The sequence below is a fragment of the Ruegeria sp. YTSA072 genome, assembly GCF_059610285.1.
The window spans coordinates 368,282-392,566 of record NZ_JBXWNI010000002.1 but is presented as its reverse complement, the minus strand read 5'-3'; the positions used below and the strand labels follow the sequence as shown (position 1 = coordinate 392,566).

At 58.6% G+C, this 24,285-nt stretch carries 20 protein-coding genes and 1 tRNA gene; 13 read left to right on the top strand and 8 right to left on the bottom strand.

The features are described from left to right. Positions 1-48: 48 nt before the first annotated feature. Positions 49-939, bottom strand: a complete 891-nt coding sequence (locus AC2FIB_RS06120; protein ID WP_496733744.1) for a LysR substrate-binding domain-containing protein — start codon at positions 937-939, stop codon at positions 49-51. A 96-nt stretch (positions 940-1,035) separates the two neighbouring features. Between AC2FIB_RS06120 and AC2FIB_RS06115 the strand changes: the two genes are divergently transcribed. From AC2FIB_RS06115 to AC2FIB_RS06100, 4 genes are read left to right on the top strand one after another with little or no spacing between them, the layout of a single operon-like run. Continuing rightward, on the top strand, positions 1,036-2,202 hold the full coding sequence (locus AC2FIB_RS06115; RefSeq protein ID WP_496733745.1) for a pyridoxal phosphate-dependent aminotransferase: 1,167 nt from the start codon (positions 1,036-1,038) through the stop codon (positions 2,200-2,202). 24 nt (positions 2,203-2,226) lie between these two features. After that, positions 2,227-4,419: a dehydrogenase E1 component subunit alpha/beta gene (locus AC2FIB_RS06110; protein ID WP_496733747.1), complete on the top strand. Its 2,193-nt coding sequence runs from the start codon at positions 2,227-2,229 to the stop codon at positions 4,417-4,419. Further along, positions 4,416-5,450 (top strand): ACP S-malonyltransferase, encoded by a 1,035-nt coding sequence (locus tag AC2FIB_RS06105; protein ID WP_496841823.1) that lies wholly within the window; start codon positions 4,416-4,418, stop codon positions 5,448-5,450. The genes AC2FIB_RS06110 and AC2FIB_RS06105 overlap by 4 nt, the downstream gene beginning before the upstream one ends. A 39-nt stretch (positions 5,451-5,489) precedes the next feature. After that, complete coding sequence (locus AC2FIB_RS06100) at positions 5,490-6,761, top strand: NAD(P)/FAD-dependent oxidoreductase (protein WP_496841822.1); 1,272 nt, start codon at positions 5,490-5,492, stop codon at positions 6,759-6,761. 2 nt (positions 6,762-6,763) lie between these two features. Here AC2FIB_RS06100 and AC2FIB_RS06095 read toward each other — a convergent pair whose 3' ends face one another. Next, positions 6,764-7,465, bottom strand: a complete 702-nt coding sequence (locus AC2FIB_RS06095; RefSeq protein WP_496733751.1) for an SDR family oxidoreductase — start codon at positions 7,463-7,465, stop codon at positions 6,764-6,766. 103 nt (positions 7,466-7,568) lie between these two features. Here AC2FIB_RS06095 and AC2FIB_RS06090 point away from each other — a divergent pair, with 103 nt between their 5' ends. After that, a complete protein-coding gene (locus AC2FIB_RS06090; RefSeq protein ID WP_496841821.1) occupies positions 7,569-8,420 on the top strand; it encodes a LysR substrate-binding domain-containing protein in 852 nt (283 codons plus the stop codon). Here AC2FIB_RS06090 and AC2FIB_RS06085 read toward each other — a convergent pair. Continuing rightward, entirely contained in the window at positions 8,411-9,313 is a 903-nt protein-coding gene (locus tag AC2FIB_RS06085; protein WP_058275318.1) for a LysR family transcriptional regulator, read from the bottom strand. The genes AC2FIB_RS06090 and AC2FIB_RS06085 overlap by 10 nt on opposite strands. A 76-nt stretch (positions 9,314-9,389) precedes the next feature. Between AC2FIB_RS06085 and AC2FIB_RS06080 the strand changes: the two genes are divergently transcribed. The 5 genes from AC2FIB_RS06080 (at position 9,390) to AC2FIB_RS06060 (ending at position 16,567) form a co-directional block, all read left to right on the top strand. Further along, positions 9,390-12,602: a reductive dehalogenase gene (locus tag AC2FIB_RS06080; protein WP_496841820.1), complete on the top strand. Its 3,213-nt coding sequence runs from the start codon at positions 9,390-9,392 to the stop codon at positions 12,600-12,602. A gap of 129 nt (positions 12,603-12,731) precedes the next feature. Next, positions 12,732-13,598: an FAD binding domain-containing protein gene (locus AC2FIB_RS06075; protein WP_496841819.1), complete on the top strand. Its 867-nt coding sequence runs from the start codon at positions 12,732-12,734 to the stop codon at positions 13,596-13,598. Continuing rightward, entirely contained in the window at positions 13,595-14,074 is a 480-nt protein-coding gene (locus tag AC2FIB_RS06070; RefSeq protein WP_058278395.1) for a (2Fe-2S)-binding protein, read from the top strand. The genes AC2FIB_RS06075 and AC2FIB_RS06070 overlap by 4 nt, the downstream gene beginning before the upstream one ends. Beyond that, positions 14,074-16,329: a xanthine dehydrogenase family protein molybdopterin-binding subunit gene (locus AC2FIB_RS06065; protein WP_496841818.1), complete on the top strand. Its 2,256-nt coding sequence runs from the start codon at positions 14,074-14,076 to the stop codon at positions 16,327-16,329. The genes AC2FIB_RS06070 and AC2FIB_RS06065 overlap by 1 nt, the downstream gene beginning before the upstream one ends. After that, complete coding sequence (locus AC2FIB_RS06060; RefSeq protein WP_496725387.1) at positions 16,322-16,567, top strand: MoaD/ThiS family protein; 246 nt, start codon at positions 16,322-16,324, stop codon at positions 16,565-16,567. The genes AC2FIB_RS06065 and AC2FIB_RS06060 overlap by 8 nt, the downstream gene beginning before the upstream one ends. On the opposite strand, the gene AC2FIB_RS06055 is transcribed toward AC2FIB_RS06060, so the two are convergent. Next, complete coding sequence (locus AC2FIB_RS06055; RefSeq protein WP_496733762.1) at positions 16,564-17,271, bottom strand: lysophospholipid acyltransferase family protein; 708 nt, start codon at positions 17,269-17,271, stop codon at positions 16,564-16,566. The two genes, AC2FIB_RS06060 and AC2FIB_RS06055, sit on opposite strands and share 4 nt — an antisense overlap. A gap of 143 nt (positions 17,272-17,414) precedes the next feature. Here AC2FIB_RS06055 and AC2FIB_RS06050 point away from each other — a divergent pair. Both AC2FIB_RS06050 and lptF read left to right on the top strand, forming a co-directional pair. Then, a tRNA-Trp gene (locus AC2FIB_RS06050) sits at positions 17,415-17,490 on the top strand. A gap of 832 nt (positions 17,491-18,322) precedes the next feature. Beyond that, positions 18,323-19,462 (top strand): LPS export ABC transporter permease LptF, encoded by a 1,140-nt coding sequence (gene lptF, locus AC2FIB_RS06045; protein ID WP_496733764.1) that lies wholly within the window; start codon positions 18,323-18,325, stop codon positions 19,460-19,462. Here lptF and AC2FIB_RS06040 read toward each other — a convergent pair. After that, positions 19,459-20,289: a LysR family transcriptional regulator gene (locus AC2FIB_RS06040; RefSeq protein WP_496841817.1), complete on the bottom strand. Its 831-nt coding sequence runs from the start codon at positions 20,287-20,289 to the stop codon at positions 19,459-19,461. The genes lptF and AC2FIB_RS06040 overlap by 4 nt on opposite strands. A gap of 100 nt (positions 20,290-20,389) precedes the next feature. Between AC2FIB_RS06040 and AC2FIB_RS06035 the strand changes: the two genes are divergently transcribed. Next, positions 20,390-20,980, top strand: a complete 591-nt coding sequence (locus AC2FIB_RS06035; RefSeq protein ID WP_058278402.1) for an HD domain-containing protein — start codon at positions 20,390-20,392, stop codon at positions 20,978-20,980. Here the strand turns inward: AC2FIB_RS06035 and speB are convergent. The 3 genes from speB to AC2FIB_RS06020 form a co-directional block, all read right to left on the bottom strand. Then, on the bottom strand, positions 20,977-21,819 hold the full coding sequence (speB, locus tag AC2FIB_RS06030) for an agmatinase (protein WP_496733768.1): 843 nt from the start codon (positions 21,817-21,819) through the stop codon (positions 20,977-20,979). The two genes, AC2FIB_RS06035 and speB, sit on opposite strands and share 4 nt — an antisense overlap. After that, positions 21,816-22,985 (bottom strand): carboxynorspermidine decarboxylase, encoded by a 1,170-nt coding sequence (nspC, locus tag AC2FIB_RS06025; RefSeq protein WP_496841816.1) that lies wholly within the window; start codon positions 22,983-22,985, stop codon positions 21,816-21,818. The genes speB and nspC overlap by 4 nt, the downstream gene beginning before the upstream one ends. A 75-nt stretch (positions 22,986-23,060) precedes the next feature. After that, entirely contained in the window at positions 23,061-24,284 is a 1,224-nt protein-coding gene (locus AC2FIB_RS06020; protein ID WP_496733771.1) for a saccharopine dehydrogenase family protein, read from the bottom strand. Position 24,285 lies beyond the last annotated feature (1 nt).

The window sequence follows — 24,285 nt, the reverse complement described above, 5'->3', positions numbered from 1 at the left end:
CCCTCCGCCGTCCGCAGGACGCAAAGCCGGAGGCTGTGCAGTTTTGGATCAGAATGGGCCAACCTGACCTTGCAGCCACATTCGAAACGACCGTAGCGGTTCGGATTCCGGTCGTGACTGTGGCCAGACCAAAAAGAATTGCCCAAGGCTGATGTGGGGTCCGTTCCATGCTGGAACCAACCTTTCGGTTTTCAGCTCGTCTTCGATCAGATAGCTGGGCAATAGCGCCGCTCCCAGCCCGTGGATCGTGGCCTGCACCATGGTCGAGAACTGATCGAACAGCATTCCCCGCATCCCTGATACGTCACGCCCTTGTGCCGCAAACCATTGCTCCCAAGCGTCCGGTCGGGTCTCTAGATGCAGCAGGGGAGCCGTCATTAGCCAGCCCAAGTCCTGCTCCTGATCGGGCAACAGGTCCTGCGCGCAGACCGGAACCACATCTTCACGCATAATCGGCAGGTAGTTGACGCCCGGCCAGTTCTTTTGGCCGAAGTGGATGGCGGCATCAAAATGTTCGGTCTCGAAATCAAACGGCTTGAGGCATGTGCTCAGGTTCACGGTCACTTCAGGGTGGCGACGGGCAAAATCCTGCAGGCGCGGTGCCAGCCAGTGCATTCCAAAGGCGGGCAGGATGGACAGGTTCAGCGACCCGCCTGTTGGGTTGGCCTTCAGTTTAAGTGACGCTTGCGCAATTTGGTTTAGCGCTGTGCGCGCCACCTGAACATAGTCTTTCGCGGCGGGGGTCAGGTGCAATCGCATCTGGTTTCGCTGAATGAGATCGACGCCCAGTTGGTCCTCCATGGACTTCAGCTGTCGGCTGATCGCGCTTTGGGTTAGCGACAGCTCCTCGGCTGCAGCCGAGGCACTGCCGAGGCGATCAACCGCCTCCAATGCCAGAAGAGAGGGGATCGAGGGAAGAAACCGACGGGGCGCAATCATATGACTAATCCTCATACCTTTCACACGGAATATCACTGGCAATTGCAGCGCGCCAGCCCGATACAGAGGTGTGGATTCCAGCGTGGATGTGGACCAATGAACCTGACGACCAGTATTAAAGAGTTTCAGCCCGCCGACCGGTTGAATGGCATTGAGCTGTCAGAGATCGTTCGTATCTCAGAGCAGGCCGCGCGTCTTCGCGCGCAGGGTGCCGACGTGATTGCGCTCAGCACAGGTGAGCCTGATTTCCCAACGCCGCCGCATGTTGTTGAGGCGGCCCACCGCGCAGCTATTGACGGGCAGACGCGATACCCCGCAACGGCAGGAACGCCCGCCTTGCGATCAGCGATTGCGACTGAGGCTGGCGCGCGCCCCGAAAATGTAATCGTTTCGACGGGTGCCAAGCAGGTTTTGGCCTCCGCAATGATGGCAACTCTGAACCCTGGTGATGAAGTGATTATGGCTGCTCCATTCTGGACAAGCTATGCGGATATGGTCAGTTTGGCTGGCGGTGTCCCCGTAGTCGTCCGCTGTCCGGCGACGCAGAAATTCAAACTGACGCCGGATCAGTTGGAGGCCGCGATCACCCCGCGCACGCGTTGGCTGCTGCTGAACTCGCCGTCCAATCCGACCGGCGCGGTCTATTCCAAGGCGGAATTGCAGGCGCTGGGCGCGGTATTGCAAAACTATCCTCAGGTCTGGGTGATTTCTGACGAGATTTATCAACACCTGTCTTTTGTGCCTTTCACGCCCTTTGTGCCGGCCGTTCCCGAATTGGCGGAACGAACGTTGATCGTGAACGGCGTGTCCAAGGCCTATTCCATGACCGGCTGGCGCATCGGGTGGGGAATTGGCCCTGCTGAGTTGATCAAGGCGATGGTGGCTGTGCAGGGGCAAATCACGTCGGGGGCGTGTTCGATTGCCCAGGCTGCAGCATTGGAGGCCATCATCGGGCCCCAAGGCTTGCTGGCAGAACGCCGTCAAGCAATGCGAGCGCGCCGCGATCTGGTTGTCGAAGGGCTAAACGCCGCTGGTCTGGAATGTGCCGTGCCGGATGGCGCGTTTTACGTCTTTCCCAAAACTCATGCGAAAATGGCCACAGACCATGAATTCTGTCGCTATCTGCTGGATGAGGCGGGCGTGGCGCTGGTGCCGGGGCGCGCGTTTGGGATGCCGGGGCATTTGCGGCTTTCTTTTGCCTATGCCACCGAAAGCCTGCAAGAAGGTATGCGCCGTATCGCGGACGCTACCGCCAAGTTGTAACTAAGTAAGACCGGAAAACACCCAATGGACCGCGCCCAGATCGTTCACGAGAATTTCCTGACCCGGGTCGCCAAGCGCGACTTCCCCGAAGGCGCAAGCCCGAGGCCGGGGCTAAGCGGAACCGATGCGGTGTCGCTGTTCCGGTCACAGGTCCTTAGCCGCGCGTTGGACCGGACCAGTCGGGCGATGCAGAAGGCGGGGCAGGGGTTTTATACTATCGGATCATCCGGCCACGAAGGGATGGCCGCCGTGGCGCATGCACTACGCCCGACCGATATCGCCTTTCTTCACTACCGGGATGCGGCATTTCAGATAGCGCGGGCTGAGCAGATGCCGGGCCAGCAGATCGCGTGGGACATGCTGCTGAGTTTTGCCTGTTCGAATGAGGATCCGACCTCGGGCGGGCGGCATAAGGTACTAGGGTCCAAAGCGTTGACGATCCCGCCGCAGACCTCGACTATCGCTAGCCACTTGCCCAAGGCGGTGGGCGCTGCGTATTCGCTAGGTGCCGCGCGGAGACACGATCCTGAACACCGTGAACTGCCCTTGGACGGGATTGCGATGTGTTCCTTCGGGGATGCCTCGGCCAATCATTCTACAGCGCAGGGCGCGATCAACACCGCAGGCTGGACCAGCGTGCAATCGACGCCTCTGCCGCTGTTGTTTGTGTGTGAAGATAACGGGATCGGAATCTCGGTCAAAACGCCCAAAGGCTGGATACAGGCGTCGATGGAGCATCGCCCCGGGATCAAGTACTTTCAGGCCAACGGTCTGGATATCTATGAGACCTTCGCGGTTGCGCAAGACGCCGCCGAGTATGTCCGTACCCGCCGGAAACCGGCCTTCCTGCATCTGAAAACCGTGCGTCTTTACGGCCATGCGGGCGCAGATGTGCCGACCACGTACTTGCCGAAGTCCGAGGTTGAGGCGGACGAGGCCAACGACCCCCTGCTGCACTCGGTGCGCTTGCTGGAACATGCCGGGGCGTTGGCGCCGGAACAGGCGTTGAAAATCTACGAAGACACCTGCGCCCGTACTGATCGCATCGCGGCGGAGGCCGCAACCCGTCCGCACCTGACCACCGCCTCTGAGGTTATGGCCAGCCTGATCCCGCCAAAACGGGCTTGTAAGCCCACTAACGGTCCCAGCGCCGAAGCGCGCGACAAGGCCTTTGGCGGCGACACGCGGGCCATGGATGATCCGCAACCCATGAGCCGTCTGATCAACTGGGCGCTGACCGATCTGATGCTGGAACACGGCGAGGTCGTCTGCATGGGCGAAGATGTCGGCCGCAAGGGCGGCGTCTATGGCGTGACCCAGAAACTGCAACAACGCTTTGGCCCGGACCGGGTGATCGACACGCTGTTGGATGAGCAGTCCATTCTGGGACTGGCCATTGGCATGGGGCATAACGGGTTTGTCCCGATCCCCGAAATCCAGTTCCTCGCTTATCTGCACAATGCCGAGGACCAGATCAGAGGCGAAGCCGCGACGCTGCCCTTTTTCTCGAACGGGCAGTTCACCAACCCGATGGTTCTACGCATCGCGGGGCTTGGCTATCAGAAAGGGTTCGGCGGTCATTTCCACAACGACAATTCTCTAGCTGTCCTGCGCGATATTCCCGGCGTGATCATTGCCTGTCCATCGACAGGCGCGGATGCGGCGAAGATGCTGCGCGAATGCGTACGGCTGGCGCGCGAAGAACAGCGGGTCGTGGTCTTTCTGGAACCTATTGCGCTTTATCCGATCCGCGATCTGCACGATGCACAGGACGCAGGCTGGATGACGACGTATCCGTCGCCTGACCAGAGTATCGCGCTGGGTGAGGTTAGCGTGCATGGTGAGGGTAAAGATCTGGCCATCGTCACTTATGGAAATGGGCATTACCTGTCGAAACAGGCTCTGCCCGAGTTGGAGGCCGCAGGCGTGAAAACCCGTATCATCGACATGCACTGGCTGGCACCTCTGCCGATTGAGGCTCTGCGTCAGGCCACAAAGGGTTGCAAACACGTCCTGATCGTCGACGAGTGCCGCCGGACCGGCAGCCAGTCTGAGGGGCTGATGACCTTTTTCACTGAAAACAGTCCCACGACCCCAACTGCACGCGTCGCGGCCGAAGATTGTTTTATCGCCACTGGTCCCGCCTATGCCGCTCCGCTGCCATCGAAGGACGGGATTATCACCGCCGCGCTTAAACTGACGGGTGGCCGCTCATGACTCGCACAGCCGTCGTCATCTGCCCTGGTCGGGGTACATACAACAAGCCCGAGCTTGGCTATCTGCATCGCCATCACGCGCAGCAGAATGCGATGTTTCGGGGCTTCGACGCGATACGTGCGGAAGCAGGGCAAGAGGCCGTTACCGCATTGGATGGCGCAGCGCGGTTCACAGTTTCCAAGTATTCAAAAGGCGATATTGCTTCACCGCTCATCTACGCAGCTTCGCTGGCAGACGCGCAATCGCTGGCCGATGATATCGAGGTGGTCGCGGTCACCGGGAACTCGATGGGGTGGTATATTGCGCTGGCCGCTGCCGGGGCGTTGTCGCCTGACGAAGGGTTCCGCGTCGTGAACACGATGGGAACACTGATGCAAGATCACCTGATCGGTGGCCAACTGGTTTATCCCTTTGCCGACGACGGTTGGGCGGACGACGCTGTTCGCAAGGCAGAGCTGCTGGCGGATGTGAAACGCATCAATGCGGTGGACGGTCACGACCTTGCTTTGTCCATTGATCTGGGCGGAATGCTGGTTCTGGCAGGCAATGAGATGGGGCTGAAGGCTTTCGAGGCGTCGCAACCCACCGTGCAGGACCGTTTCCCGATGCGCTTGCCAAACCATGCCGCGTTTCACACATCCTTGCAGGCACCGGTCGCTGCCGAAGGGCGTGCGCGCTTGGACGCGGACTTGTTCGGACAGCCTGAACGCGCCCTGATCGACGGTCGCGGAAAGATTTGGTGGCCGGGTGCGACGGATACGCAGGCGCTTTGGGATTATACTCTGGGCCACCAAGTGACCGAACCCTATGACTTTACCCGTGCGATCCAGACCGCCGCGCATGAGTTCGCGCCAGACCTGTTCATTGTTACCGGCCCCGGCGCGACCTTAAGTGGCGCAGTGGCGCAATCCCTTGTTCTAGCGAACTGGCGTGGCATGGGTAACAAGGCTGATTTTCAAGCGAAACAGGATGCGCAACCCTTCCTGATCGCGATGGGGCGCGAGGATCAAAGAGCGCTTGCAACCGGCTGACACTGCCCTGATGATCCGCGCAATTTCAAGGAGCGCGACGTGAGCGACCACAACCAGTCCCTTTGGCTGAACACATGCCGTGAACTTGTCGAACCCGGTGTTTCGACCGGTGATATCACTGTTGATCTGGCGGTGATCGGTGGTGGGTACACCGGCTGTTCTGCGGCCCTGACTGCAGCCAAGGCTGGTGCCTCGGTCTGTCTGCTTGAGGCGCATGACATCGGTCACGGCGGATCGGGCCGCAATGTCGGGCTAGCGAATGCGGGGCTGTGGTTGCCGCCCGTTGAGATTCGCGCGCATCTGGGTGACATGGTTGGGGATCGGCTGGTTGACCTTCTGGCTGCTGCTCTATCAGAGGTGTTCAGCCTGATCGACCAACATGGGATAGACTGCGAACCTGTGCGCAACGGAACTTTGCACTGTGCGCATTCGGCTGCGGGGCTTCGGGATCTGCAGGCGCGTCATGCGCAACTCAGCGCTGCTGGTGCACCGGTCGAGTTGCTGTCTGCAGAACTGACAGCGCAGCGAATGGGCAGCGCGGCCTTTGGCGGTGCTCTGTTCGACCCGCGCGCCGGGACCATCCAGCCATTGGCATATGTGCGTGGATTGGCCCGTGCCGGGATCGAGGTTGGCGCGTCAGTTTCCACGCAAGATCCGGTTCTGTCCATGCAGCAAATGGATGGAATCTGGGTGTTGAAGACTGCTCGGCGCACGGTGCGCGCCAAATGGGTCATTCAGGCGACCAATGCCTATCACCGTGATCTGACCACATCGGCCCCCGCTTATGTGCCAGTCTATTATTTCCAATATGCCACGGCTCCTTTGTCCGATAATCTGCGCGCCAGTGTTTTGCCGGGGGGCGAGGGGTGCTGGGACACAGACCTGATCATGACCTCGTTCCGAATGGATCAAGAGGGGCGGTTTATCATCGGTGCCATGGGTGATCTGGATCAGGCAGGCGGTGGGATTCACAAGAGCTGGATCAAGCGCAAACTGGCACAGCTGTATCCGCAACTGGCTGATCAGCCGTTGATCGAAGGATGGCATGGCCGTATCGCCATGACGTCGGACCACATCCCGAAGATTACGCAGATCGGTCCCAACGCTCTGTCCGTTCATGGATTTTCGGGGCGTGGAATCGGGCCAGGCACTGTCTTTGGCCGCCTTGTTGCCCAAAGTCTGTTGCAGGACGACCCAAGCCTTTTGCCGGTGCCCGCAGTCCCAGAGTATCAGGAAAAGTGGATAGGGCTACGCCGCGCCTATTTTGAAACCGGCGCGGCGCTGACCCATTTTGTAAAAGCGCGGTTCTGACCTCAGACCGCGCGGGTGATGCCGCCATCAACCCGGATGTTTTGACCGGTGATATAGCCGCCGCCCTCTGATGCAAGCATCGCCACGACCGAGGCGATCTCGTCATAGCTGCGTCCATAGCGGCCCATCGGGATGCGCGCGCGGAATTCCTCTTTCTCTGGCAGGCTGTCGATGAACCCTGGCAAGACGTTGTTCATCCGGATGTTGTCAGCCGCGTAATGATCCGAGAACAGTTTGGTGAAAGCGGCCAAACCCGCGCGAAAAACACCCGACGTCGGGAAAACCGGGTCGGGCTCGAACGCGGCGAAGGTTGAAATGTTGATGATCGACCCGCCACCTTGTTTCTGCATGATCGGTGTCACCAGCCGGGTTGGTCTGACGGCGTTCAGGAAATAGACGTCCATTCCGGTGTGCCAGTCTTCGTCCGACAGCTCCAGCACCGGCGCGCGCGGTCCGTGACCGGCCGAGTTGACCAGCACGTCGATGCGCCCCCAATGGGTCATCGCGGTATCGACCAGTTTTTGCAGATCATCCGTCGATTGGTTTGACCCGGTCACACCAACGCCACCAAGTTCGTGCGCCAGCGCCTCACCCTTGCCCGAAGACGACAGGATGCCGACCTTGAACCCGTCTGCGACCAGACGTCGGGCTGAATCCGCGCCCATTCCGCTGCCGCCCGCTGTTATCAGCGCCACTTTTGTCATGTGATTTCTCCATTCATTGATGGCATGAAGATGCGCCTTGGCGATCTAATTGACCAATCAGTTCTGCTGGCCTTATGATGTAGAAAAACTACAGGGAGCTCTGATGGCGGCTCTTCCCCCTCTGAACGCTTTGCGGGCCTTCGAAGCTTCGGCGCGGCATCTGAACTTTCGCTTAGCCGCCGAGGATTTGGGCGTCACACAAGGTGCTGTCGCGCAACAGGTGCGCGGACTTGAGGCGCGATTGGCTGTGACGCTCTTTGACCGCCTGCCGCGCGGCCTTGCGCTGACCGAGGCCGGGCGCAGGTTCCATGCGCCCTTGCGCCGGGCCTTCCGTCTGATCGAAGAGGCCGTCGAGGATCTTTCTGGGGACAGACAAATTGCTATCTCTGTCACGCCCAGCTTTGCCTCGAAATGGCTGGTTCCCCGTCTTCCGGACTTTACGCTGCACCACCCTGACATTGCCGTGCAGGTTGACGCGCGGGAACGGCTGGCGGATTTCCAGGGGGACGGTGTCGACATTGCTGTTCGGCAAGGGCGCGCGCCGTTTGGATCCGAGGTGGTCGCAGTGCCTCTGTTTTCCACAACTTTCGTTCCGGTTTGCGGTCCTGAGATGGCGGCCAGAATTGCGCATCCTGCTGACCTGATAAAGCACACTCTGCTGAACGACACCCATGGGCTGTGGCCTTTGTTTCTGCAGCGGGCAGGGATCACCGGCAAGCCAAAGATGATGAGTTTCAGCCAGACCAGCCTTGCCATCGATGCAGCCGTGTCCGGTCAGGGCGTTGCGCTTGCTAACGAACCGCTTGTTTCTGCCCAGTTGGCCGCCGGTCAGTTGGTGCGCCCGATCCCGGACGAGCTGGTCGAGGACTTGGGCTTTTACATCGTGACACCCAAACAGCCACGTCAACCCGCGCTGGTCGCAGTGATGAAAGACTGGTTGCTGTCTCAATCCTGAAGCGTCGCTGCGATGGCTTCGATCCTGTCACGCAACCAGCGATGTGCCGGATCGTTGGAAGATCTTTGGTGCCAGACCATGTAGATCGAGACAGGGTCGCATGCGAAGGGCAAGGGCGCACAATCCAACGCATGTAGCGGCCCGTGTTTCATCAACGCGGTGTCGGTGGAAATCAGGTCGCCGCCTTTCACAAATGAGGTAATGGCATTGAAATGCGGCAGGGTAACCGTCGGTGGCCTGATCTGGTTTTGATCGACACCCCGCATGACAGCGCGCGAGCTGCGACCATCCGCAAAGCGCACTTCGACATGCTCGGTTTCGCAATAGGTTTCCCAACTGTCCGGAGGAGATCGTCGGGTGCCATCATAGTAGATCATCAACGGACTGCTGAGGATGCGCTTTTGAAAGATGTCCGGTCCATCCGGCGGCAAAGGTGTCAGCATCAATTGACACCGATCGCTGCGCAGCAGCTCAGGGTCTGGAACACCTGATGGGATAAACCCCAACCCCAGCCGCACGCCTTCGGTCCGAACCTTTTGCAGCAATTGCGGGAAAATCAATTCCCTCGGCATGTCGTTTGTGGCGATGTGAAAGACCATCTCTTCGGACAGCGGGTCGAACGGGCGGTCCTCGGTCAGTGCGCGCATATTGTCCAGAACCTGCTGCACGGGGTCTTTCAGGGACAAGGCGCGCTCAGTAGGGGTTAGACCTTGCCCTGATCTGATAAATAACGGATCGCCCAGAACCACCCGAAGTTTGGACAGGGTGTGGCTGATGGCCGATTGCGTCACGCCAAGCCGATCTGCGGCCTTGGACACCGAGTTTTCTTCGAGAATGGTTAGAAAGACCCTCAGGACTTTCCCGTCCAGATCCATAAAATCTATTTTGCTCATACCGCTTATGATTATTCATGAATGGATTTACTGTCCACGCCGCATTAGGTGAGACCTAGAAATCAGGAGGCGCACGATGGGGATCCGCTTTTTCTCGGACAAGAACCGGCCGGTCCACATGGGGCCTTATCCATTGGAGCGGTTGGCACGTCAGAGCGTTGTGCCGGACCTGTCTGCCGTGCCGCCGATGCCCGTACTCAGTTTTCTCCGGCCGGGTCAGCCTGAAAGCATCGTCAACGCCATGGGTGAGTTTCAGGCGATGATGGACGCTATTCGTGATGGATTCGTGAATGCCGTGCCTTCTGAAATCCCGGCTGATCCGAGCGCGCGTGCGCATCACCTGAAGGCCTTTGGCTATTTCAATGACGCGTCGATGATGGGGTGCGGGCCTTTGCCTGCCGAGGCGATACTGCCCCAGCCGCGTATTAACCCCGACATAGATCGACTGGCCCATGCGCTGAAGACCCGGCAGACCAAGACGCTGGCGTCGGGTATTGATGTCATTATGGCCGACCTTAAGGAAAGTATGGAGGCGGCCCCCAAGCCGATGGACACCCACCGCCACTCCATCGTCTTTGTCTATGAACACAACCGTGATCCGAACCCGGATGAGCCCGGCTCTGAATGGATCATGGATGCGCAGGACCACCGTTCCTGTTTGCTGGCGACCGAAAATGCGGTGGTGATTGCCAATTACATCCGGTTGTTGGGGTTCGATGCGCGGGCGCATACCGCGATGTCGTCTGAGGTTGATCTTGGAAAACTGGCGGTGGCGGCTGGTTTGGCCTCGGTCGAGATTGGCGACGTCGTTGTGCCGTGGCTAGGGACGCGGTTTGGTCTGGCAGCTGTTACGACCGAGATGGAGATTGCGCATGATCGACCCCTGCAATCCATGGCGCAGCAACCGTGGTTTCGCACTCAGGGTCCGGCGTGGTGGCTGGGAACGGGGTTCGCCAAGAACGCGCTGAACCGGGATGCTTACGCCAAACGACGCTACGTGGACGGGGCGCATCCGTTCGAGAAGCTTAAGCGCGTCGAGGACCCGACGACCTACATCGACGAAGAAAACGTGGCCCGCGTTCCCAAACGCGCCGACATGTTTGCCCGCGCACAATTCGGGGATATGGGCAAACCGCTGCAGGATGCAGCCAGGGGGGGGCACTACGTGCGCAAGGCCGCCCCCAGTTTCGCGCAACGCCGTTCACTGGGCGCATTTGTGCTTTTGCAGGATGGCGACAGCGCGGATGGCCCGCGCCCGACCGATGCCGCCCGAAATGCCGCGAATATCAAGGCTGCGACCTATTTCATTGGAGGCGATGCCGTGGGCCTCAGCCGTTGTCCTGAATGGGCGTGGTACTCTCACGACGCGACCGGAGAAGAGATCAACCCGACCCACGATCAGGCCATCAGCATGATCATCGACCAGGGCTATGAAACGATGGAGGGGTCCAGTGGCGATGACTGGATCGCAGTTGCCCAATCGATGCGCGCCTATCTGCGGTTTTCACTTTTGGGCGGTGTGATCGCGCAGCAGATCCGCAACCTTGGCTTCAAAGCCAAGGCGCATACGGTCATGGATGGCGAAGTGCTTCAGCCGCCGCTTTTGTTGCTGTCTGGATTGGGCGAGGTCAGCCGGATTGGCGAGGTCATCCTGAACCCTTATCTCGGACCCCGGCTCAAGTCCGGCGCGGTGACAACCGATATGCCGATGGAGCACGACAAACCGATTGATTTTGGCCTGCAGACTTTCTGTGAAAGCTGCAACAAATGCGCGCGCGAATGTCCGTCGGGGGCAATCACCGCGGGGCCGAAACTCATGTTCAACGGCTATGAGATCTGGAAATCCGACAGCCAGAAATGCGCAACCTACCGCGTGACCACACCGGGCGGTGCGATGTGCGGGCGCTGCATGAAGACCTGCCCGTGGAACCTTGAGGGCATCTTCAAGGAACGTCCGTTCCGCTGGGCCGCGATGAACATCCCGAAAGCCGCGCCGGCATTGGCGAAACTGGACGATGCCGTGGGTAATGGCGGTTTGAACGACATCAAGAAATGGTGGTGGGATATCGAATTGCAGGCGGATGGAGCTTACCGCCCGACGAAACATCCGCTGAACCGGCGTGACCTGCAAACGGATCTGGACCTGCGGTTCGAAGATCAGACTTTAGCCGTCTATCCTGCCTATCTGGCCCCCCATCCGTGGCCATATCCCTTTGCGATGGACCGCGAGGCCGGGATTGCGGCCTATCAGGCGATGGTGTCAGCCGAAGAATACAAAAACCGCAAGGCAGCAGGGGATACATCGATCGTGCATCGGTACTCGATCGCGGGCGATGCGCCGGTGATGCGAGTTGCTCTGACCAAGGTCGACAAGATGACGGCGGATGTGACCAAGTATGAATTCTCGGCCCTGAATGGTGCGCCTTTACCGGATTGGACCGCCGGGGCGCATCTGGATGTGCTGGTCGCGCCTGAGTTTCTGCGCCAGTACTCAATGTCGGGGGACCCATCGGACGGGTCAGTCTACCAGATCGGCGTCCTGCGCGAGGATGAAGGACGCGGCGGTTCGGCCCTGTTGCATCGAATCTTCAGCGAGGGGCGCAAGGTCTTCATCTCGAAACCGATCAACCATTTCGAACTGGATGAAACTGCAACAAAGACCTTCCTGATGGGTGGTGGGATCGGCATCACCCCGATGATTGCATTTGCTCATCGGTTGCATGCGCTGGGCAAGCCGTTCGCATTACACTATTCCGCCAGCACCCGTGCTGGGGCCGGGTACCTGGACGATCTGGCGGCGATGCCCTGGGCCGACCACGTGCATTTTCATTTCTCGGATGAAGGAACGCGCGCCGATCTGGATGCAGTCCTGTCGGGTTATCAGGAAGGGTTGCACGTCTATACCTGCGGACCGGATCGCTACATGGACGGTGTCATACAAGCGGCCGACCGGCAGGGATTTCCCGAAGAGGCGCGGCACCTGGAGTATTTTTCGGTCCCCGAACAGCCGGAATATGAAAATCACTCCTTCAGGTTGAAGCTGGCGAAGTCGGGTAGGGAACTGACCGTCCCCGAAGACAAAGATGCCGCTCAGGTTTTGAACGAGGCGGGTATTCATGTGGATGTGAAATGCGCCGACGGCATATGTGGCGTCTGCAAATGCGGTGTGGTTTCCGGCGATATTGAGCATCGTGATTTCGTTCTGTCCAACAAACAGCGCGAGGGCGCGATCATCTTGTGTCAAAGCCGCGCGGCTGAACCTGACGGTGTGATTGAACTCGACCTCTGATCTGAGGTCTGAAAACGACTTCGATAAACACAAAAATTGGTCGTTCCAGCCATGGACGCCGTGGGGTAGCTGCACTAACGTCCCCTGCGAACCCCAGTGAATCCTGATCAACAGGTGCGAGGTATTTTCATGGATTATCACAGCCCCGCCAGCTTTGCCGAGGCGTCGGCTCTGGCCGCGAACGCGACGGGCATTACCCGGTTTCTGGCAGGAGGCACCGATGTTCTGGTGCAGCTGCGCTCGGAACTTGTGACCCCCGACACGCTGATCGACATCAAAAAGATCGACGGCGTCAGCGACATCATCAGCAATGCCGATGGCAGCTGGACGATTGGCGTCGCGGCCACCGGTGCCGAGATGAGCGAACATTCCGAATTGGGCCGCGATTGGCCCGGCGTAGTTGAGGCGATGGACCTGATCGGATCAACCCAAGTGCAGGGGCGCGCAACGCTGACCGGGAACTTGTGCAATGGCTCTCCTGCGGCCGATTCTGTGCCTGCTATGGTCGCCGCCGGAGTGACCGTTACCGTGACAGGCCCAAGTGGTGATCGCGAAGTTGCTGTCGAAGAAATTCCGACCGGCCCCGGCAAAACGTCGCTGTCCAAGGGTGAGCTGGTCTCGGCCGTGCACATTCCCGCACGGGGTGAGGATGGTGGCGACGCCTATCTGCGGTTCATACCACGGACCGAAATGGACATTGCCGTCGTTGGCGTGGGTGTAAACATTCGTTTGGACGGCGACACTGTCACCGAAGCCCGCGTATCGCTGGGTGCTGTCGCCCCGACCGTTCTGCTGGTCGAAGACTGTGCTAAGGCCATCATCGGCAGTACACTGGACGACGCCGCGCTTGATGCGCTGGCTGCTGCGGCATCCGCTGCGTGCAACCCGATTGACGACAAGCGCGGCACCATCGCGTTCCGCACCGAGGTCGCTGGCGTTCTGGCCAAGCGCGCCGCGAAAATCGCCTATGCCCGTGCGAAGGGAGAACAAGCATGAGCAAGTTCCACGTATCCACCACTGTAAACGGCGACTCGGTTGAATACCTCTGCGACCCGCGCGAAACCCTGCTGGACTGTCTGCGCGACAAGCTGAACCTGACCGGCGCGAAAGAAGGCTGTGGTACTGGTGACTGCGGCGCGTGTTCCGTCTCGGTCGACGGGCGCCTGGTCTGTTCCTGCCTGATGCTGGGCGTCGAGGCCGATGGCAAGCAGATCGAAACGGTCGAGGGCATCGCAGACGGCGACGTTCTGCACCCGCTGCAGCAGAAGTTTATCGAACACGCCGCGCTTCAGTGCGGCATCTGCACACCGGGCATTCTGGTCGCGGCCAAGTCTCTGTTGGAAAAGAACCCCAACCCGACCGAAGAAGAAACCCGGTACTGGCTGGCGGGCAACCTTTGCCGCTGCACCGGTTATGACAAAATCATTCGCGCCGTCATGGAAACGGCAGAAGAACTGCGGGAGGCTTCGTAATGGCACTCGACGATCGCAAATCTGAATTCACCTTTGTTGGCACGCGACCGAACCGTCCCGATGGGTTGGACAAGGTTACGGGCCGAGCCAAGTTCGGGGCCGATATGTCGGCACCCGGTATGTTGCACGGCGCGATCCTGCGCTCGCCTCACGCCCATGCGCGGATCGTGAAGATCAACACGTCGAAAGCCGAGGCGCATAAGGAAGTCAAAGCCGTCGTGACCCGCGCGGATTTTGCGGACGTCCCGTTCAAATCGGGACTGGAGGGCGAATTCTGGAACGTTCTGGAAAACGTTATGGCGGGCGAAAAGGCTCTGTATGACGGTCACGCCGTTGCGGCTGTTGCTGCTACGTCTGCCCTTGCAGCGCGTGATGCGCTCAAGCTGATCGAGGTTGAATACGAGGTGCTGCCCCACGTCACCGATGTGGACAAAGCGATGGCCTCGGATGCTCCGGTCATTCGTGAAGGTGCCGCGGATTATTCGGTGCCCGAGGGCATGCACCCCAATGTCGTGCGGTACCACGAAAGTGGTCATGGCGATGTCGAGGCCGGGTTTGCCGAAGCTGATCTGATCATTGAAGACAGCTTTGTCACTGAGGCGACCCATCAGGGTTACATCGAGCCGCATGCCTGCCTGGGTATGCTGGGCAATGATGGCAAGGGTGAGTTGTGGTGCACGACCCAAGGCCACTGGATCGCGCAGAAAACCTGTGCAGCGCTGTTGGGCATTGAGACCTCACAGCTGCGCGTGACTGCGTCTGAGATTGGTGGCGGTTTTGGCGGTAAGACAACCGTCTTTATCGAACCCGTTGCGCTGGCGCTGAGCCGCAAGGCCAACCGCCCGGTCAAGGTTGTGATGACCCGATCCGAAGTGTTTCGCGCAACTGGCCCCACGTCCTCGGCGTCGATGGATATCAAGATCGGCATGAAGAAGGACGGTACCATCTCGGCCGCGCAGGGCGTGTTCCGCCTGCAAGGTGGCGCGTTTCCGGGCGCGCCCGGCGATATGACCGCCATGTGCGCCTTTGCGCCCTACAATCTGACCAACGTCAAACAGGTTGGCTATGACGTTATGGCCAACCGACCGAAACAGGCAGCCTACCGCGCGCCCGGTGCCCCAATGGGGGCGTTTGCCGTTGAGTCGGTGATTGATGAGCTGTGCAAAAAGCTGGACCTTGATCCCGTCGATGTACGCCTAAAAAATGCGGCGCATGAAGGTACCAAGGCCAGTTATGGCCCGCGGTATGAGCGCATCGGTCTGGTGGAGACGCTGGAAGCCGCCAAGGCGCACCCGCACTACTCGGCGCCGTTGAAACCGGGGCAGGGACGAGGGATTTCCTGTGGGTTCTGGTTCAACCATGGCGGCGAGACCTCGGTGTCGTTGTCCCTGTCCGAGGACGGTTCGGCCCAGTTGATGGTCGGTACGCCCGATATCGGCGGCTCGCGGGCGTCTATGGCGCTGATGGCGGCTGAGGTTCTGGGCATTCCGTACGAGAATATCCGTGTTACCATCGCCGATACAGCGACGCTTGGGTACAACGACGTCAGCCATGGCTCTCGCGTGACATACGCCTCCGGTCTGGCCACCATCAAAGCAGCCAAACACGCGGTCGAAAAACTGTGCGAACGTGCGGCGGCCAGCTGGGGAATTCCGACGGACGCAGTCAAATGGGAAAACGGCTGTGCGGTGCCCTCTGGCCCCAACGCCGGTGACTTCGATCCACGCCCGCTGGCCGATATCACGGCCCATATGGGTTCGACCGGCGGTCCGATCTCGGGCCACTTTGAGGCGACCCCTGAAGGCGCGGGTGTGTCCTTTGGCACCCATATCGTCGATGCCGAGGTTGATCCGGAAACGGGCAAAACCGCGATCACCCGCTACACGGTCATTCAGGATGCGGGGAAGGCGATTCACCCGACATATGTGGAAGGCCAGTATCAGGGCGGTGCCGCGCAAGGCATCGGCTGGGCGCTGAACGAAGAGTATATCTACGGCGATGACGGTCGCCTGCAGAACTCGATCTTCCTCGACTATCGCATCCCCGTCGCCAGTGACCTGCCGATGATCGACACGGTGATTGTCGAAGTGCCCAACCCCGGTCACCCCTTCGGTGTGCGAGGCGTCGGCGAGACCGGCATCGTGCCGCCTCTGGCCGCCATTGCCAACGCCGTGTCCCATGCGGCTGGCGTGCGCATGCGTCAGTTGCCGATGTCGCCGCCGCGCATTCTGGCCGCGCTCAAGGATGATGGTTGAAGTTCATCTCTGGTCCGGCCTCCGGTCATTGACCGGGGGCCAGCAGGTCGTCGAGGTTGAAGCCAAGACGACCGGAGAACTGTTACGTGCATTGGTGCTGGCCCATCCACAGCTTCAAGGTCCTATTGATGCCGGGGTGTCTATCGCAATTGATGGCCGCGTTATCGCCACAGGGTTGACCGAGCCAATCCCGGAAGGCAGCGAAGTTTACCTGATGCAGCGGTTAAGGGGCGGTTAGGCCTCTGGCGACCACGGTTCGCGCCCGACCATGCGGTCGGCCTCGGCAGTGATATCGTTCATATGCTGCTCAAGGCTTTGGCGCAGCTCTTCGATTTGCTCTTCTGATGCTTTGCGCGGCACGGCCTCAGTCCACTCGCGGCATAGAAAGACTCCGGTGTTCCGCCAGGGGCGGGGCATCAACAGACGATCCCATGTACCCGCTTCGCTGCCATATTGTGCCGAAAAGGTGATCCCGAAGATCCGTTTGCCAGACGTGCGCGCCCAAACCAATGGCACCGTGGAAAGCACACGCTCAGGCCCACGAGGCCCGTCAGCAGCGATGCCGATGGAAATCCCTTGTTTTATCTTACCGATCACCTCTCGCGACACGGCAACGTTGCTCTTGTGTTTGCTCGCCATGGCGATGGTGTCCATGCCGAATAGTTTCTGCACCCGACCTACCATGCTGCCGGCCCGCGCAGACGAAGTGATTGAACAGATGCGCCCTTTGTCCAGCGGGAAGAAATACGGCGACTGCGCCAGCCTTTGGTGCCACAGCACCACGATCACCGGCTCACCTTGTTCGGCCAGTTGGTCCAGTTCTTCGTATCCGATGCGCTGCCATTTGGTGTTGCGATTGACCATCCGGATATAACTTGCGATGCGGCGCGCGGCCCAGTTCAAAACGGCTTCGCTGTCGGCGATCTTTTTACGGATACTCACGGATTGGGTCCCTCGTACTGACCAAACCGTGTCTTATAGAACTAAACGCTGCACGCAACTTGTTTGTCGGATGCATTAGTCGCGCGGAATCTAAAAAAGCCTCTTGAGTCCGCTGCGCGGCTGGCATATTTGAAGCGCACCTTAGGGGTATAGCTCAGTTGGTAGAGCGACGGTCTCCAAAACCGTAGGTCGCGGGTTCGAACCCTGCTGCCCCTGCCACTCATTCTTTGATCTGCGGCCGTTTCAACCAAAGAATGAAACCCAAGCTGGGTATCCTACAAGAGCTTGGAGTGTAATCTGAGTCTGCAGGGACCCGGACGCGGGGCGCGATTCCTAACTTTTCGAGCAACGCCGCAGCACGGCATTGATTGCTAGAAAAATTTGAATTCGTCGACGGAGAGCATACTGACCAACCGACTGTTGTTTGAGTCCCAGCCCGCAGGTGATTTTGAGAAGAAGTCTTCGAAGTTAGCCCCGTGCAGCTTCATAAGTCGAGACCTTTCCATCTCGTGAAGCAAATAGAACAGCCCTCCGCGTTTGCCCTTTAAGGACTCTGGCACGGTGAGCGCTGCGACGCTCTTAGAATATTTTGACTGCTGCTCTATTTGGGCCACCGGCATTCGCCTTTTTTGCGACCGTATCAACTGAAAGGAAGTATGGCAAATGTGTGGCGTAGAAATCTTGGCTAGTGTTGCATACCGAAAATTTGAGACCCGAAGAGTTGGTAGCGCGCGGCTTATTCTGACCGGTCCATTTACAACATCCAACCGGCCTCACGCCGCATGCGATTGTACGCGGCCTTCGGTTCGGGTTTGAAAAGACACTTATTCCCGCGACGAAATCTGCCTATGCTATCGTATCCATCTCTTTTGACACACCAGCTGGTCATTTCGATCAGATTAGGAGGCGTTTTGAACCCTGGCTTTAGGTGAGATTGACGTCGATTTGGGAATGCACTGCGTCAGGCACCTGACAATTCGATCAATCCGGTTTCCTACGCCTATGGAATGGCTTATGGTCCTGCCCACAACGGACAGGCGGAAGAGGGTTCATGTCGCGCTTTGATGGTTACTTCCTGCGGCAACTGCTGATTCTGTTCGGCTTTTTCACCCTGGTTCTGGTGGGTGTATTCTGGATTACCCGTTCCGTCAGCCTGTTTGACCGGGTGATCAGCGGCGGCCAACCCGCGATGGTGTTTCTGGAATTCACCGCACTGACCCTGCCGACCCTGATCCGCACTGTGATGCCAATGGCGGTGTTTGCTGCAGCCGTCTATGCCACCAACCGCCTGAGCCGTGAAAGCGAGATGACAGTGATGCTGGCCACCGGGACCAGCCCCTGGAGACTGGCGCGCGCAGTGTTCGTATTTGGCATCGTAACTGGCTTGATGATGGCCGCGATCAGTGTCTTCCTGCGCCCCGCGTCAGTTGAACAATTAGAGCAGCGTCAGGCCGAGGTCGCGGGGGACGTCACCGCCCAGCTTTTGAATGAGGGTGAATTTCTGCATCCCGCGCAGGGCGTTACGGTTTATATCGGGGAAATTGATCTGGATGGCACTTTGTCCGAGGTTTTTGTCTCGGATCGTCGGGATAAAGAGAGCCCGGTCAGCTATTCCAGCAAGACGGCCTATCTGGTCAACAATGGCTCCGGCATTCATCTGGTGATGGTGGACGGGATCGCATTGCGCCTGAATCCGGAAGGCAGGACGCTGTCTTCGACGCTTTTTGCGGATGCCTCTTATGACATCTCGGAACTCACAAATTCAGACACCAACGCCATGCGCAGTCTTGAGGCGATCCCAACGCTCGAGCTTTTGCAAGGTCGTGAAAGTATTCTGGCGACCGAGCAGTTCTCAGAAGGGGAACTGATCGAAGAGCTGCATCAGCGTTTTTCATGGATCGCCATTTGTATCGCGGTGGCGATGGCTGGTTTTTCAACGCTGATGCTGGGCAGTTTTTCGCGCTTTGGGCTGTGGCCACAGATATTCGGAGCCTTCACGATTTTGGTCCTTTTGGAGGGGGTCCGGGGCTTTGTGTCCCCGGTCGTGATTGATGATCCAAACCTGTGGATTTTGCTTTATCTTCCGGCGATTGTCGGCGTCTTGATTTCATGCGTGTTCCTGTTGATCGCCGGGCGGCCATTGCTGCGCACCCGATCGCGGGGGGCGAATGGAGCCTTGTCTCAAGCTTAATCCACCGCACGCAGTTCGGTCAGGCAGGCCACCACGTCATCGAAGGCTTCGCTGTCCCGCCGGGTCACCAGATAAAGCGGCAACATCAGGTCTATCGCTTCGGTAACCGGCACAAAGGTGCCTTCGTTCAATTGATCCCGAATAACATATTCGGGAAAGTACCCCGTGCCGCCGCGCTGCAAAACATACCGCAGGCCCATTATGCAATTGCCCAAAAAAAGCGTCTGTCCTGCCGCTTTGCGCGCTGCTGACCGCACGTGGTCCTGATAAACTTCGCCTAACTCGAGATTTACGAAAACTGGGTCTTTGCCCGCGCCGAGGGTTTCGACCAGCAATAAACGTTCCGGTGCCAGTTCGTGATATAGAACGCGCCGATCAGATGGTTTTTCGTGGGTCAGTGCGGCATCCAATACATGCGTCGCCACGGCCTCGACCATGTTGAGGTCATGATCGTAGTTCAGGGTCAGTAGTAGCTGGCCATGGCGTTGTTCATAGCGAACGGCCAGATCGACCAGTAATGGATCCCAAACGCTGAGCTGTGCACCAAGGCGAAGGGCGATCCGGTGCGGTGTCTGCCCCGGAAGGTCACGAGAGGCGAAGGACCACAAGGACAACATCTGCTCGGCATAGGGTCGAAACTGCCGTCCGAATTCTGTCAGGTTGGTGCCGCCTGCGCCCCGAGTGAACAAGGGCTTTCCGGTTTCCTCTTCGATCAGTTTGATACGGGCGCTGACCGCTGTCTGAGTGATGTTTAGGTGCCGTGCAGCGGCATGGAAGCCACCGATGTCTGCAACGCACAAAAATGTCTCAAGGGCTTTGATTTGCATGTCGAAAGTATTTTTTGATCGAAGCGATAAAATCAATTCATTTTTTTCAGCTGTTGCCTTCGGATATACTGGCCGTAACAGATCAGCCAGAGGAAACATCATGCTGGACAAAAGCCACAAACCCACCTGGACCAGTTTTGAGGAGGCGACCAAAGCCGATTGGGACGCCGTCATGGAGTATGAAGAGGCGTTCAACGCCGCCCTTCCAGACCGAATCCTGGACGCGATCCGTTCCCTGGACGAGGCGTGGACGCCATACCCGGTCAATCGTTACCAGCACAGCCTTCAGGCCGCGACGCGTGCCTATGAGGATGGTGCAGATGAAGAACTGGTGGTCGCGGCACTGATCCATGACACCGGAGATATTCTGTCACCGTATAACCACGGTGAGCTGTCGGCAGCGATGATGAAACCTTATGTCAGCGAGAAAACCCACTGGATATTAAAACACCACTGCGTATTCCAAGGCTATTACTACAATCACCACCTGGGAGGCGATCGTAACGCCCGCGACAAGTACCGCGACAGCCCCTATTGGGAGGACTGCCGTTACTTCTGCCATGAATACGATCAGAAGGCGTTTGATCCCGAGTATCCGACCAAACCGCTTGAGTTCTTTGAACCCATGCTGCGCCGCGTCCTGAACAAGGGCGAAGGCCATATGGAACTGAACGAAACGTCCGAGGGTTAACAGGCAGCCATCAGGCGATAAACGATCTGCGCGGCGGTGAAGTCCCAGGCGGCATTGCCGTTCGGGGCCAACTCCACCACGTCGAAGCCCACGAATGTGCGGCCTTTCAGGGCGTGTTCAACCAGCCGCAGAGCCTGATAATATCCCAAACCACCCGGCACCGGAGTTCCCGTGGCGGGCATGATCGCCGGGTCCAGCCCGTCGACATCGAAACTGACATAGACCAGCTCGGGAAAATCCTCTGGCAGGTCGACAGCGTGGATATTGCCTGTGACCAGATCTTCTGCATCCACGTGGAAGATGTGGTTTTTCAGGCGGCTTTGTGCCTCTTCAGTCGAAAAGGCGCGGACACCGAACTGAGCCAATCGAACGCCTTCTTCGGCCAGCAGGTGCATGACCGAAGCATGGGAGTGTTTTTCCCCCTGATAGGCATTGCGCAGGTCGGCATGGGCGTCGATCTGAACGATGCCGATTGGCTGACCTAATGCGCGCGCCACACCCACAACGGCACCGTAGCTGAGGGAATGCTCTCCGCCCAAAGTCACCGGAACCTTGCCCGCGCGAACAGCGGCTTCGGTGCGCTGGGAAAGGCGGTCCATGATCTCAGCAAGCGAAGCATCGCAATCGACCGGGTCTTCGGTGAAGATCCCCTCGACGCATGGTTCAGCATGTCCGGTAATGCGTTCCAGCTCATTGCTGGCCTCGATAATGGCATCAGGCCCTTTGGCCGTGCCCGAGCCGTAAGAAACCGTGCGCTCCAGCGGCACCGGGATCACGCGAAAGCGGGCATCTTCAGTCCGCTCGGCTTCGGTCAGTTCACTGTCGAGGAAAATGCTCATGAGAGTCTGTCCTTAAAGTCGTCATAGCCGAACTGTTTGATGATCTTCAGTTCGTCTGTTTCGCTGTTCCACAAGGCGATGGTAGGCAGAGGAACACCGTTGAACGTGTTGGTCTTGACCATCGAATAGTGCGCCTGATCCAGGAAGGCAAAGCGTTGGCCGATTTCCAGTGGCTGATCCCATGTGTAATCCCCGATCACGTCACCGGCCAGACAGGAGGGGCCGCCCAGACGGTAGGTGTGGCCTGCTTCGGCCTCATCCATCAGGGCGGGACGATAGGGGGCTTCGATCACGTCAGGCATGTGGCAGGTGGCCGAGATATCGGTGATTGCAAGGTTCATGTCATTGGTTGGCAGGTCGAGGATTTCGCCGACCAAGATACCTGCGTCCAGCGCGACCGCCTCACCGGGTTCTAGATAGACTTCGATGCCGTATGTCTCGCGGATGTCCCGGATGAAAGCCACCAGCCCGTCGCGGTCATAGTCGTCGCGCGTGATATGATGGCCGCCTCCAAAGTTCAGCCATTTGAGTTGGCCGAGGAAGGGCTTGAGTCTTGGCAGGACGGCTTCCCAAGTGCGCTGCAATGGCGCGAACCCTTGTTCGCAGAGCGTGTGCATGTGCAGGCCATCAACCCCGGTCAATTCGTCGGTCGTCAACTGATTGATTGGGGTGCCAAGGCGAGAGCAGGGCGCACAGGGGTCATATTTTGGGATCTCGCCTTCGGAATGTTCCGGGTTTATGCGCAGACCGACCTGAACGCCAGCGTTCCGAGCTTTGGCAAGAAACCGGTCTTTTTGCGCTGGTGAGTTGAATATGATGTGATCGGACAACGACAGAATTTCATCGACGTCCGCGTCCTTGTACCCGGCGCAGAAGGTCGCGACCTCGCCTCCATATTCTTCGCGACCCAGCCGTGCTTCGAAAATGCCGGACGCGCATGTGCCGCCAAGATGTTGGCGGACAAGCGGGGCGAGCGAGAACATCGAGAATGCCTTGAGCGCGCTCAGCACATGGGCGCCGGATCGGGTTCCAATATCGGAGAGAATGGTCAGGTTCCGCTCGACGGCTTTTTCATCAACCACGAAGCAGGGGCTTGGCACGCGGCTCAGGTCAAAGCTGCGAAAGGCTCCGGCACCTCCGGCCTGTGTGGTCATCATGTCGGACATGTCCGGCACCTCCGAATTGTGGAGAGGCCGGGGGCTCTGCCCCCGGACCCCCGGAGTATTTGAGAAAAGATGAATTTAGAACTCGACCGGACCGTCGAGTTCGTGGACCTGCCACGGTAAGCCGTGTTCGTTCAGCATATCCATGAAGTTGTCCGGATCCAGCTGTTCCATGTTCCACACGCCCGGCTCGCACCAGTTGCCTTTCAGCACCTGCGCCGCACCGATCATGGCGGGGACGCCCGTGGTGTAGCTGACGGCTTGGCTGCCGACTTCTGCGTAGCATTCTTCGTGGTCGCAGATGTTGTAGATGTAATAGGTCTTCTCGCCCGAGCCGTCCTTGGCCTGACCCGTGGCGATGTCACCGATGCAGGCTTTGCCTTTAGTTTCGGCACCCAGATCGCCGGGATCGGGCAGCAGAGTTTTCAGGAACTGGATCGGGATGATTTCCTTGCCGTCATGCATCACCGGATCGATGCGGGTCATGCCGACGTTTTCCAGTACCTTGGCATGCATGATGTAAGCATCGCCAAAGGTCATCCAGAAGCGGGCGCGCTCAATCTCGGGGAAGTGGGTCGTAAGTGACTCCAATTCCTCGTGGTACATCTGGTACATGTTTTTCTGGCCGATGGCGGGGAAATCGTATTCGACCTTTGTGGTCATCGCCGGGCTGGTATGCCATGCGCCGTTTTCCCAGTGGCGCACTTCGGCCAGCACTTCGCGCAGATTGATCTCAGGGTTGAAGTTGGTGGCAAATTCCTGGTCGTTCGAGCCGCCATTGGCGTCCAACACGTCGATCTGGCGGATGGTGTCCAGCTTGTGTTTCTTCAGCCATTTGGCGAACACGCTGGTCACGCCCGGATCGAAGCCCGAGCCGAGGATGGCGGTCAGGCCAGCCTCTTTGAACCGGTCCTGATAGGCCCATTGCCAGTGGTATTCGAACTTGGCCACGTCTTCGGGTTCATAGTTCGCAGTGTCGAGATAATGAATGCCCGCCTCAAGACACGCATCCATAAGCACCAGATCCTGATAGGGCAGGGCGAGGTTCACCAGCAGTTCGGCCCCTGTTTCCTTGATCAGCTTGACGGTATCTTCGACCTTATAGGCGTCCAGCTCCGCCGTGGCGATGTCAACGCCCACGCGATCTTTCACTGCCTTGGCGATGGCATCGCATTTTGATTTCGTGCGGCTGGCCAGAGTGATTTCGGTGAAGATATCCGAATTCATTGCCATCTTGTGCACGGCCGCGTGCGATACGCCGCCTGCGCCGACAACCAGTGTTTTGCCACTCAAAGTTCCCATG

What these genes read in the sequence shown, in the direction of transcription:
- AC2FIB_RS06120 (WP_496733744.1), bottom strand. Translation starts at nt 939, where the DNA reads ATGATTGCGCCCCGTCGGTTTCTTCCCTCGATCCCCTCTCTTCTGGCA.
- AC2FIB_RS06115 (WP_496733745.1), top strand. Translation starts at nt 1,036, where the DNA reads ATGAACCTGACGACCAGTATTAAAGAGTTTCAGCCCGCCGACCGGTTG.
- AC2FIB_RS06110 (WP_496733747.1), top strand. Translation starts at nt 2,227, where the DNA reads ATGGACCGCGCCCAGATCGTTCACGAGAATTTCCTGACCCGGGTCGCC.
- AC2FIB_RS06105 (WP_496841823.1), top strand. Translation starts at nt 4,416, where the DNA reads ATGACTCGCACAGCCGTCGTCATCTGCCCTGGTCGGGGTACATACAAC.
- AC2FIB_RS06095 (WP_496733751.1), bottom strand. Translation starts at nt 7,465, where the DNA reads ATGACAAAAGTGGCGCTGATAACAGCGGGCGGCAGCGGAATGGGCGCG.
- AC2FIB_RS06090 (WP_496841821.1), top strand. Translation starts at nt 7,569, where the DNA reads ATGGCGGCTCTTCCCCCTCTGAACGCTTTGCGGGCCTTCGAAGCTTCG.
- AC2FIB_RS06085 (WP_058275318.1), bottom strand. Translation starts at nt 9,313, where the DNA reads ATGAGCAAAATAGATTTTATGGATCTGGACGGGAAAGTCCTGAGGGTC.
- AC2FIB_RS06080 (WP_496841820.1), top strand. Translation starts at nt 9,390, where the DNA reads ATGGGGATCCGCTTTTTCTCGGACAAGAACCGGCCGGTCCACATGGGG.
- AC2FIB_RS06075 (WP_496841819.1), top strand. Translation starts at nt 12,732, where the DNA reads ATGGATTATCACAGCCCCGCCAGCTTTGCCGAGGCGTCGGCTCTGGCC.
- AC2FIB_RS06070 (WP_058278395.1), top strand. Translation starts at nt 13,595, where the DNA reads ATGAGCAAGTTCCACGTATCCACCACTGTAAACGGCGACTCGGTTGAA.
- AC2FIB_RS06065 (WP_496841818.1), top strand. Translation starts at nt 14,074, where the DNA reads ATGGCACTCGACGATCGCAAATCTGAATTCACCTTTGTTGGCACGCGA.
- AC2FIB_RS06060 (WP_496725387.1), top strand. Translation starts at nt 16,322, where the DNA reads ATGGTTGAAGTTCATCTCTGGTCCGGCCTCCGGTCATTGACCGGGGGC.
- lptF (WP_496733764.1), top strand. Translation starts at nt 18,323, where the DNA reads ATGTCGCGCTTTGATGGTTACTTCCTGCGGCAACTGCTGATTCTGTTC.
- AC2FIB_RS06040 (WP_496841817.1), bottom strand. Translation starts at nt 20,289, where the DNA reads ATGCAAATCAAAGCCCTTGAGACATTTTTGTGCGTTGCAGACATCGGT.
- AC2FIB_RS06035 (WP_058278402.1), top strand. Translation starts at nt 20,390, where the DNA reads ATGCTGGACAAAAGCCACAAACCCACCTGGACCAGTTTTGAGGAGGCG.
- speB (WP_496733768.1), bottom strand. Translation starts at nt 21,819, where the DNA reads ATGAGCATTTTCCTCGACAGTGAACTGACCGAAGCCGAGCGGACTGAA.
- nspC (WP_496841816.1), bottom strand. Translation starts at nt 22,985, where the DNA reads ATGTCCGACATGATGACCACACAGGCCGGAGGTGCCGGAGCCTTTCGC.
- AC2FIB_RS06020 (WP_496733771.1), bottom strand. Translation starts at nt 24,284, where the DNA reads ATGGGAACTTTGAGTGGCAAAACACTGGTTGTCGGCGCAGGCGGCGTA.